General features: G+C 70.8%; 9 protein-coding genes and 2 pseudogenes. 6 read left to right on the top strand and 5 right to left on the bottom strand.

Features of this window, described 5'->3' with window-relative positions; translation table 11 throughout:
• A partial coding sequence (locus FB380_RS23920) for a hypothetical protein (RefSeq protein WP_166757866.1) occupies positions 1 to 676 on the top strand: 676 nt, incomplete at its 5' end.
• Between the two features lie 608 nt (positions 677 to 1284).
• Positions 1285 to 2654 (top strand): annotated as a pseudogene (locus FB380_RS23915) (IS1380 family transposase).
• A 184-nt stretch (positions 2655 to 2838) separates the two neighbouring features.
• On the opposite strand, the gene FB380_RS23910 reads toward FB380_RS23915, so the two are convergent.
• From FB380_RS23910 to FB380_RS23895, 4 genes are read right to left on the bottom strand one after another with little or no spacing between them, the layout of a single operon-like run.
• Complete coding sequence (locus tag FB380_RS23910) at positions 2839 to 3111, bottom strand: type II toxin-antitoxin system RelE family toxin (protein ID WP_166757865.1); 273 nt, start codon at positions 3109 to 3111, stop codon at positions 2839 to 2841.
• Entirely contained in the window at positions 3108 to 3383 is a 276-nt protein-coding gene (locus FB380_RS23905) for a type II toxin-antitoxin system Phd/YefM family antitoxin (protein ID WP_166757864.1), read from the bottom strand. Before FB380_RS23905 ends, FB380_RS23910 begins: the two co-directional genes overlap by 4 nt.
• 54 nt (positions 3384 to 3437) lie before the next feature.
• Positions 3438 to 3677: a hypothetical protein gene (locus tag FB380_RS23900; RefSeq protein WP_166757863.1), complete on the bottom strand. Its 240-nt coding sequence runs from the start codon at positions 3675 to 3677 to the stop codon at positions 3438 to 3440.
• Positions 3678 to 3715: 38 nt separating this feature from the next.
• The gene (locus FB380_RS23895; RefSeq protein ID WP_166757862.1) at positions 3716 to 5878 is read right to left on the bottom strand and encodes a SpoIIE family protein phosphatase; all 2163 of its coding nucleotides are present in this window, start codon (positions 5876 to 5878) and stop codon (positions 3716 to 3718) included.
• 157 nt (positions 5879 to 6035) lie between these two features.
• Here FB380_RS23895 and FB380_RS23890 point away from each other — a divergent pair, with 157 nt between their 5' ends.
• A complete protein-coding gene (locus tag FB380_RS23890) occupies positions 6036 to 6473 on the top strand; it encodes a MarR family winged helix-turn-helix transcriptional regulator (protein WP_166757861.1) in 438 nt (145 codons plus the stop codon).
• 454 nt (positions 6474 to 6927) lie between these two features.
• Here FB380_RS23890 and FB380_RS23885 read toward each other — a convergent pair whose 3' ends face one another.
• Positions 6928 to 7419 carry an ATP-binding protein gene (locus tag FB380_RS23885; protein WP_166757860.1) on the bottom strand — a complete coding sequence of 164 codons (492 nt, stop codon included), beginning with the start codon at positions 7417 to 7419 and terminating at the stop codon, positions 6928 to 6930.
• 288 nt (positions 7420 to 7707) lie between these two features.
• On the opposite strand from FB380_RS23885, the gene FB380_RS23880 reads away from it, so the two are divergent.
• The 3 genes and pseudogenes from FB380_RS23880 to FB380_RS26290 all read left to right on the top strand — a co-directional run.
• Positions 7708 to 8883, top strand: coding sequence for a GAF domain-containing protein (locus tag FB380_RS23880; RefSeq protein WP_166757859.1), 1176 nt, complete (start codon positions 7708 to 7710; stop codon positions 8881 to 8883).
• Positions 8849 to 9052: pseudogene (locus tag FB380_RS26295) on the top strand (PP2C family protein-serine/threonine phosphatase); the annotation flags it as partial. The gene FB380_RS23880 and the pseudogene FB380_RS26295, both read left to right, overlap by 35 nt.
• Before the next feature lie 13 nt (positions 9053 to 9065).
• Positions 9066 to 9346 (top strand): SpoIIE family protein phosphatase (locus tag FB380_RS26290; RefSeq protein WP_166757867.1); only part of this gene is annotated, 281 nt, incomplete at its 3' end.

The following is a 9346-nucleotide window of genomic DNA, read 5'->3' as shown; positions in this document are numbered from 1 at the left end:
TTCCCCCGACGAGGCCGGCCAGCTGCTGCTCGAGGAGAACCTGGCCGCCGCGCGCTGGCGCGCCGGCCGCGGTCGCGGCCGGCTGCCCGCCGGGCGCCTCCTGACCTACCGGCACCGTCCGGTCGAGGACTGGGAACCGGTGGAGGTGCTCAAGGCCGTGCACGCCTACAGCCATGCCACCGCCGACTCCCCAGGTTGGGCCGGCAGCGCCGCCCACCGGTTCACGGTCGACGTCGCCCACGCCGCGGCCCAGCACCTGCCCGGCTACGCCGAGGCACCGTGGCGGTGGCGGCGCCCCAGCCGGCCTGGGGTCCCGGTCGGGCTGTGCGGCACCTGGCGACCCGACGTCGCCGATATCTCCTGGACCACGCCGACCGAGCTGTTGCAGCGCTGGGCCCACGCCGACGCCGTCGTGCTCACGAGCGAGGTCCTCGAGCAGCTGCCCGCCAAGCTCCCGACCCGGTCCGGGCCCGTCTACCTGCTGACCCGCCCGGGCGGGCTCACGCCGCACCAGTGGGAGCTGGCCGGGCTCCTCGGCCAGGCGCTGCTCGTCGAGCTACCCACCGCTGCAGCGTGGCTGCAGGAGCAGCTGCAGCCGGACATCGGTGTGCCCCAGAGGTCACCTCGAGCAGGCATGGACCACACATGGGTGCGGCTCCGGCCGCGGCCTTCCTAGACTCACTGCGTCCGCGCAAGCGGGCCCACGACGCGCAGCCTCCCCTGGGTTGGTATCCGGGTGCTGCGACAGTCGGATCCCCGGTCGCCGAAGGGTGGTTCCGGAAGCGATCGGGGATCACGGGCCCACGCACTCATGTACCGCGACGGCGGGTCGACGGTGACGGCCCGAGCGACCTGCGGGAAATCCATGCCCTCCACGGCCCCGTTCTTCACCATCGATGAGCCGCCCGAGCTAGACGTCTAGCAGTCAGCGCTGTAGCCGGTGGCCCATTCGCAGATCCCCGGTACAGACGACGGCCAGCTACATAACGAGTTGTTATCGGCGCGTGCCCAACTACACGCTCGGCGAGGCCGCGAAGTACGACTGGTCACGAACAACCATCGACCGTGGATCAATGCGCACCATGAGGTCTAGCTGGTCGATCACCGATCGTCTGAAATCGAGGTTCCAAGTGTCTTGATCTGCCCCGAGATACCGACTGAGCCCTGATCCACCGATGATCTTGGTGTCCGGGATGTGAGGTAGAAGCGAGAGTGCCCCTCCGGGCAGGCAGGATGTCGATTGCGACGTCCACAGCCAGCCGTCCCGAGAGGGGCACCTCGTAAGTGAAAGCCTGCCACAGGGTTCGCCCTGTTTTCGACGACCCGAATCTGGTGTCGACCGCGGGACTGGTCCCGGTGTTGCGGCTGGCCGAGTCCGCCGGACTGCATGATCAGTTGTCCGGGTTGACGGTGCCCAGTCCGAACGCGGCGGCCAAGACCGTGTGCGTGATCGGCGGGATGCTCGCCGGTGCCGACTCCATCGATGACTTGGACGTGCTGCGGCACGGGGGGATGCGCCGGCTGTTCTCCGGGGTGCGCGCATCCTCGACGCTGGGCACGCACCTGCGGACCTTCACCCACGGGCATGTCCAGCAGCTGGACTCGCGGCCTCGGCGCTGTTGGCGGGGCTGACCGGCCGGGTGCCGGAACTGCTGGCCGGCGGCGGCCGGGCCGGGATCGTCTACCTCGACATCGATGACACGGTGCGCGAGGTGCACGGCTACGCCAAGCAGGGCGCCGCGTTCGGCTACACCGGGGTGCGCGGGCTGAACGCGATCGTGGCCACCGTGTCGACGCCGATCGCCGCGCCGGTGATCGCCGGCGCCCGGCTGCGGCGGGGCAACAGCGCATCGGCGGCCGGGGTCGGCCAGTTGGCGGCCCGGGCGATCGGCACCGCCCGCCGCGCCGGCGCGGTCGGGCAGCTGCTCACCCGAGCGGACTCGGCAATCTACGGTCACGCCCTGGTCGGCGCCGTGCTCACCGCCGGGGGCTGGTTCTCCGTGACCGCCCGGATGGACCCCAAGGTGCGCGCGGCGATCGCCGGCATCGCCGAGAACGGCTGGACTCCGATCCGCTACCGGCAGGCCGTCTTCGACGAGCAGGCGCGGCAGTGGATCTCCGAGGCCGAGGTCGCCGAGATCGACTTCGTCGCGTTCACCGGGCGGCGCAAGGCCGACCACGTGCCCTGCCGGCTCGTGGTGCGCCGGGTCGCCCGGCTCAACCCCGCGTCGGTGCCGGCCGGCCAGGAGGAGCTGTTCACCGCCTGGCGGTACCACGCGTTCATCACCAACTCGACCCTGACCACGACCGAGGCCGACCTCACCCACCGCGCACACGCGATCGTCGAGCAGGTCATCGCCGAGCTCAAGGCCGGCCCGCTCGCGCACCTGCCCTCGGGCTCCTACCCGGCCAACGCCGCCTGGCTGGCGTGTGCGGTGATCGCGTTCAACCTCGCCCGCGCCGCCGCGGTGGCCGCCGGCATGGCCACCGCCCGCTTCGCCACCCTCCGCACCAAGATCATCCAGGTTGCGGCGCGGATCGCGGCCACCGGGCGCCAGCTCGTGGTGCATCTGCCACGCGACTGGCCATGGGCTGGGGCCTGGCGCCTGCTCTTTGATACCGCGACCAGTCCGCCGGCCGCCGCAGCGACCTGACCACCCGCCGCCCCGACGGCACGACCGGAGACCGCGCAGTGGAAGAACCGGACAGGCCGGTCGATCAGCCACGCCCACCACCGCGCAGCAGCCGCCGAACTCCGAAATCAGCGGACGACCAATCCTATCGGTGGATCAGGGCTGAGCGGCCGGACGACACCGAAAAGCCGGATGACCCCAGGGATCAGCCGTAGGCGTCCGCTCGGTGGGAGATGCGGACGACCTGGACTTGGACCTGCTCGTCGTGGATCGAGTAGATGACGCGGTACTGGCCGCGCCGGGCGGAGTAGTAGCCCTCGAGGTCGAAGCGCAGTGGCTTCCCGACGCGGTGCGGGTTCTGGGCCAAGGCGCCGAACAGGAAGTCGACGACTGCTGCGGCCACGGCCTCGGGCAGGTCGCGCTCGATGGCGCGCTTGGCCTGAGGGGACAGGAGGACCGTGTAGGGCTCGGGGGTCATGCTCGGCGCGCGGCCAGCGCGGCTCGAATCTCCGCTTCGTCGTGTACCTCGCCGGCAGCGAAGTCGCGCTCGGCCTGGCGGATGTCAGTCATCGCCTGCGGGTCTGACTGGATCGCGAGGGTCTCCACGAGGGACTCGTAGTCCTCGGCGGCGAGGAGGACTGCAACCGGGGCCCCGTTCTTGGTGATGGTGACGCGCTCATGGGTGCCCGCGACGTTGGAGACGACCTCACTGAACGACGCCTTGACCGACGCCAGGCTCTGCGTAACCATGACCAAAATACTAGTCACATTTGACTTGTTCGGCAACGACTTGTCCTGGAGTGGTCAGGCGATGTGCCACTCCTCGGCAGGCTCGTCGGTGTCCTCACCGTCGGAGATCCGGCGGGCCATCACTTCCAGCTGACGGACTGGGACGCAGGCACTGATCTCGGCGGTCGCCTCGATGAGTGCCCGGAGGATGTCCGGGCGGGGCGCGCCGCGGAGCGTGTCGGCGATCTCGTCGATCCGCTGGTTGTAGCGGTCCAAAGGTTGCCGGTAGTCAGCCAGGGCCTCAGGTGTTGCCATGCGCGGCACCGTTCCCGACTCCACCGACAGAACGTCGGTCAGCTGCGGGTGGAGGCTTTTGGCTCGTGTGGCTCGTCGGGGATGGGGTCAGGTAGCCGTTTGGGGCCGGCTTCTGCGGGGCGGGGCTGGTCTTGGCGGTGGAGGCGGACGGCGACGAGGGCGACGTCGTCGTCGGGTCGGCCGGAGACCAGGCGGTCGATGAGCTGGTCGCACAGCTGCTGGAGGGGCAGGTGGCCTAGTTCGCGGAGCAGCTGTTTGAGCTGGTCGATGCCGGTGTCGAGGTCGGCGTCGCGGCGTTCGACGAGCCCGTCGGTGTAGAGCAGCACGGTGGCGCCGCGGTCGAGGCTGATGACCGCGTCGGAGCGGGGGGTGTTCGGTTGGACGCCGAGCATGAGTTCGGCGCGTGCGGGGGCGAGGTCGGTGACGGTGCCATCGGTGGCCAGTACCAGCGGTGAGAGGTGCCCGGCGTTGGACCAGCGCATCCGGGTGACCCCGTGCCAGCGTTCGTCCATGTCTTGTTCGAAGCGGGCGACCGCGGCGGTAACGAGGGTGTGCATGTCCAGCAGGGCCATGGATGAGTCCAGCCGGGTAAGCACCTGTGCTGGTGTGGGGTTCCCGGTGGTGGCGACTCCGCGCAGCAGTCCGCGCAGCTGTCCCATGGCGGCGGCGGCGGTGATGTCGTGGCCGGCGACGTCGCCGATCACCAGCATGGTGGCGCCGTTGGCCTGCAGGAAGGCGTCGTACCAGTCACCACCCACCGCGGCGGCTTCGGCGGCGGGCAGGTAGCGGACGGCGACCTCGGCGTGGTCGGGTTCGGGGGGGGCGGTGAGCAGGCTGTGCTGCAGTTCCTCAGCCAGCAGCCGCTGCTGGCGGTACAGGCGGGCGTTGTCCAAGGCCTGGCCGGCCCGGGCGGCGACCTCGCCGGCGGTGGTGAGGTCGTCAGCGGAGAAAGAGCCGCGGGCTGCGCTGTTGAACAGGGTGAGCAGGCCCACGGTGCGTTCCCGGGCTTGCAGCGGCAGGACCACGAAGGACTCCGGCGCGAGCTGCTCGAGCTGCTCGATCGCCGGGCCGGGGTGCAGGACGGTGCGGATGCGGGTGGTGGCGTCGCGCTCAAGGACGGTCTGCTTGCCTGACTGCAGGGCCTGCAGCAGGAATGCGTCATCGCGCAGGGCGGGTATGCGGTCGCGGGCGTAGGCCTCCACGACGGGCAGCATCGACTGCTCGGCATGCCACCAGCCGACGTCGCGGATGGTGCGCCGCCCACCGGCGGTGTCCTCGTCATCGACGAGGGTCACCACGCACCAGTCGGCCAGCGTGGGCACCACCAGGCGGGCCAGGCGCGCGACCGCGGTCTCGGCCTGCATGGTGCCGGCCAGCTGCTCGGTGACCGCGGCCAGCAGCTCCAGCCGGGCGGCGGCTTGGGCGGCACGGGCGGCTTCGGCGGTGGCCCGTTCGATCTCCTGCCGGCGGGTGGTGATGTCGAGGAAGTAGACGGCCAGCCCATCGGGGTTGGGCCAGGCCAGCAGCTCGTACCAGCCGTCCAGGGGGGGCGGGTAGTAGGCCTCGAAGGTCGCGTGCTCGCCGGCGTTCATGGCCTGGCGGTAGTAGGTCTCGAAAGGGCTGCCGATCGTGTCGGGGAAGACCTCCCAGATATTCTTGCCCACCAGGTCCCCGCTGACCGGCTGCAGCAGGCGCTGGGCGTGGGCGTTGACGTAGGTGAAGGCCCAGTCCCGGTCCAGGGAATAGAATGCCGCGGGCATGGCCTCCAGCACCCGGGCCACACTCTGGTCGGCCTCGTGCTGGCTGGTGACGTCGGAGGCGGCACCCAGCAGCCGGACCGCGGTGCCTGCGGGGTCGCACAGGGTGCGGCCGCGGGCGGAGATCCACCGCAGCTCCCCGCTGGGCAGGCACACCCGGTAGATGGCCTGGAAGTCACCGCAGGTGGCGATCGCTGTGCTGAGCGCCTGGGTGACACGGTCCAGGTCGCCGGGGTGCAGGCGGACGTTGAACCCTTCAATGGTGCGGTCGAAGGTGGCCGGGTCGTAGCCGAACATCTCGACCAGTCGGTCGTCCCAGTCCAACTCCCCGGTGACCAGGTTCCAGTCGAAGGTGCCGATCCCGGCGGCGTCCATGGCCAGCTCGGCGCGCAGCCGATCGGCCTCCGCGACATCTAGAGACAGCGGGTCGACCGGCTCGTCCACTACAACCTTCCTGCCTGCCTCCAAGAATGCGCACACCGTCGCGCGCCGGGCGCGCTCAGTGTCCTGAAAGGGTTTCATCGTGCGCAACAGTCTGTCGGGGAGATCATAAAGTGTCAGGAACCCTGACGGTGGGAGGCCAGGTCGTTAGCCTGGGTTAATGGATGAGGGAATCGCGAGCCCTGACCCACCGCTGGCGCGTCTGCTGCTGCTGGCCAGCCGCTGGTTCGACGCCCGCTCCCGTGACCTGCTGGAGGAGGAGGAGGAGGAGGGTTGGCCGCGGCTGAGTCCAGCCCAGACGCTGCTGTTCGCCGTCTTGGACGAGGGCGGAACGCCACCGGCGGAGCTGGCCCGCCGGTTGGGCAACAGCCGGCAGGCCACCGGACAACTCATCGACGGCCTGCACCGCCTGGGACTGGTGGAGCTGGTGGACAACTCGTGCCGCCGGGGCGGGCGACTGGTCCGCTATAGCCCACGTGGGCAGGAGCTGCGCGCTGCGGCCTACCGCATCCTCGCTGAGCTGGAGGCCAGCTTGGGGGCGCGCCGGGCTCGCACCCTGCGCCGGCTGCTGGCCGAGTTCACCTCACCGGTCATCTGACCCTCCCGCGCCCACCAGCCGGTCAGACCGGCGGGTGTCACGGGGGCAGCTCTGTCAGACCGAGTAGAGGATGCTGGCCCGCACGTGTTTGTGGCCGGGCGGTGCGCAGCCCACGGCGGGACGTTGGCACCTCCACCGCGTTGGCGACCTCCCAGACCAGCCGGCCACCTGCAGCGATGTCCCGGATGGCCAGCGACCTGCGCGGCACAGTCGCGACCTTCATCTACTAGGGCGTTTCCCGCCTGGACATATCGAGCGCCTCGGGGGCCGGAGCTCTGACGCCGATCCATGTCGCCTGGGGTGCTGTCCTCGCATCAGGGGCCCTGTGAGCTGCCGACACCAGTGCTGCCAACTGCTCCCAAGGACCCGACGTGTCATCACCCCGGGGTGCTGCGGCGGGAGCGGATGCGTCTGGCGTGGACGCTGAGGTCCTCGCGGTGCTGCGTGGAGCTGGTCAGGTGGGCTTGCTCAGGCAGGCGCAGACGTGCTTGCGGTCGTGTTCGCAGTGGACGCCGTGGGTGGCGGTGAGGTCGGCGATGACGTAGAGCCCGTAGCCGCCGCCTCCGGCGGGCCGCTCCCGCGCGGGTGCGGGAAGTCGGTCGGGGGCGGCGTCGGTGACGATGATGAGCCAGTGGCCGTCTTCGTCTGCGATGCGCAGGCTGGCCGGTAGGGCGCCGTGCCGGACGGCGTTGGAGGTCAGCTCGTCGATGACCAGGATGGCCTTCTCCACGGCGTCCTCGACTGTGGGGGAGGCGTCGTCGTCGCGGCCGACGTCAAGTGAGGAGAGCAGGAAGTCCCGGACCTGCCGGCGGACCATGCTGAGTCCGCGCAGCGACCCGAGCTCGAGGGCTAGGCGGGTGTCGGTGGCTTGCGGGGTAGGCCGGTTGGCGTGCCAGGAGGTGAAGGCATCGGCGTAGCCGGTCGGGGTGCCGGTGGGATCACTCATCGGGCTGGCTGCCACCCTGTGAGGGAGTCCGTGGCTGACCGCCCCGCGTGGTCACGAGGCCGCTGTCCCACGGTACGGCTGGTTGAGCCCTGAACTTGAGCCGGATGGGCTGTGACACCACACGGGATCGGATGCGCAGCTGTTCCAGCGGGCGGGAAGGCTGCCCCGACAAGGGGGCTCAGTCCCAGGTCACACCGCGTCTGGGGTCGGGGTCGTGGGCAGTAGAGTCAGCCGGTCGCACACGACCCAACCTCGCACCCCCGGTGGTTGATGCCCCTGGGAGGACACATGGAGTCGCTAGGTCTGGCCGGGTACCGGTCGGTGTTCGATACGTGGCCGGCGCCGGCGTCGCTGCTGGACCTCGACCTGGTGATCGTCGATTCCAACGAGGCCCATCAGCGCTCTCTGGGGCGATCACGGGAGGAGATGGTCGGCCGCCGGACCTTCGATCTGTTCCCCGACCCGGACGGGCTGGGGGAGGCGGGCCCGCTCGGGGTCTCGATGCGCACAGCTCTGAGGACCGGCCGCCCGCATCGGATGCCGCTGCTGCGCTATCCCATCGAGCACGGCGGGACGTTGGTCGAGCGCTGGTGGAGCGTGGTCAACACCCCGCTGCTGGGCGCGGACGGGAGGCCGGTCGGCATCCTCAACACGCTCGATGACCTGACCGAGCTGATGGCCGAGCGGGAGAGCAGCCGGATGGCCCGGGCGGTGGCTGAGGACCTGCGGCGGCAGTCGGAGCGGCTGTCCGGGGACCTGCGTGCCCGCCACCAGGACCTGCGGGAGGTCCGGCAGGCCGAGGCGCGGGCCTCGCGGCGGCTGGCGGCGCTGGCTGAGGTGGCGCTGGAGCTGGGCGGTGCGGAGACCGTTGACGGGCTCACCGGCATCGTGCTGCGCGGGTTGGCCGTGCTGGGGGCAGACGGTGCCGCCGTCGGGGTGATCAACGAGGAGGGAACGAGCCTGCGCCTGCACCTCACCGACTCCCTCGGGGCAGACGCCCAGCGCATGTACTCCACGCTCGCGCTGCACGAGGAGCTCCCGGCGACGGTCGCTGCGCGGACTGGCCGCCCGGTGCTGATCCCCGACCGCGCAGCGGGGACGACGTTCTCGGCCGCGATGACCGAGGGGTACGCCACCTTCGGCCGGGAGGCGTGGGCGGCGTTGCCGCTGCACGTGGGGGAGCGGGTGCTCGGGTCGATCACGGTCAGCTGGGAATCCCCGCAGGACTTCGCCGTCGGGGAGGTGGAGCTGCTCACCGCGTTCGCCGCGCAGTGCGCGCAGGCGCTGGACCGGCTGCTGCAGCGGCAGGACCGAACGGTCAGCGGCCACGATCAGCCGGCAGATGTCAGAGGCCCTGCAACGCAGGCCTGCCTCACCCCACCCGTGCAGCCCGATCACCTGCAGATCGCCGTCCGCTACGTCCCGGCCGGTGCACGAGGTGCAGGTCGGTGGGGACTGGTATGACGCCTTCCTCGTCTCCGACGGGAGCACCCAGCTGGTCGTCGGTGACGTGGCCGGGCACGGGCAGGAGGCCGCCGCGGCGATGGGGCAGGTGCGCAACGTGCTGCGCGGCATCGCCCACACCCTGGTCGAACCGCCGGCGAGGGTGCTCGGCGCCCTGGACCAGGCCATCGAGCACCTAGGCCATCGACACCCTGGTCACCGCCGTCCTGGCCAAGGTCGAGCAGACCCCGGCCGAGGCCGAGACCGGGATGCGCACCCTGCGCTGGTCCAATGCCGGGCACCCCCCACCGGTGCTCCTCCACCCGGACGGGCGGGCGGAGCTGCTGGAGCGCCCGGCCGACCGGCTGCTGGGGGCGACGGTGGGCAGCCCCCGGCACGACCACACCGGTCAGCCTAGATCCCGGCTCGACAGTGCTGCTCTACACCGACGGACTGGTCGAGCGCCGGGGCGTCCCGCTCGATG

Source organism: Modestobacter marinus (genome assembly GCF_011758655.1).
Lineage (GTDB): Bacteria > Actinomycetota > Actinomycetes > Mycobacteriales > Geodermatophilaceae > Modestobacter > Modestobacter marinus.
Note: the sequence above shows the minus strand (reverse complement) of the source record. Positions and strands in the feature narration are given on the sequence as shown.

What these genes read in the sequence shown, in the direction of transcription:
- FB380_RS23885 (WP_166757860.1), bottom strand. Translation starts at nt 7,419, where the DNA reads ATGAGTGATCCCACCGGCACCCCGACCGGCTACGCCGATGCCTTCACC.
- FB380_RS23900 (WP_166757863.1), bottom strand. Translation starts at nt 3,677, where the DNA reads ATGGCAACACCTGAGGCCCTGGCTGACTACCGGCAACCTTTGGACCGC.
- FB380_RS23890 (WP_166757861.1), top strand. Translation starts at nt 6,036, where the DNA reads ATGGATGAGGGAATCGCGAGCCCTGACCCACCGCTGGCGCGTCTGCTG.
- FB380_RS23905 (WP_166757864.1), bottom strand. Translation starts at nt 3,383, where the DNA reads ATGGTTACGCAGAGCCTGGCGTCGGTCAAGGCGTCGTTCAGTGAGGTC.
- FB380_RS23910 (WP_166757865.1), bottom strand. Translation starts at nt 3,111, where the DNA reads ATGACCCCCGAGCCCTACACGGTCCTCCTGTCCCCTCAGGCCAAGCGC.
- FB380_RS23880 (WP_166757859.1), top strand. Translation starts at nt 7,708, where the DNA reads ATGGAGTCGCTAGGTCTGGCCGGGTACCGGTCGGTGTTCGATACGTGG.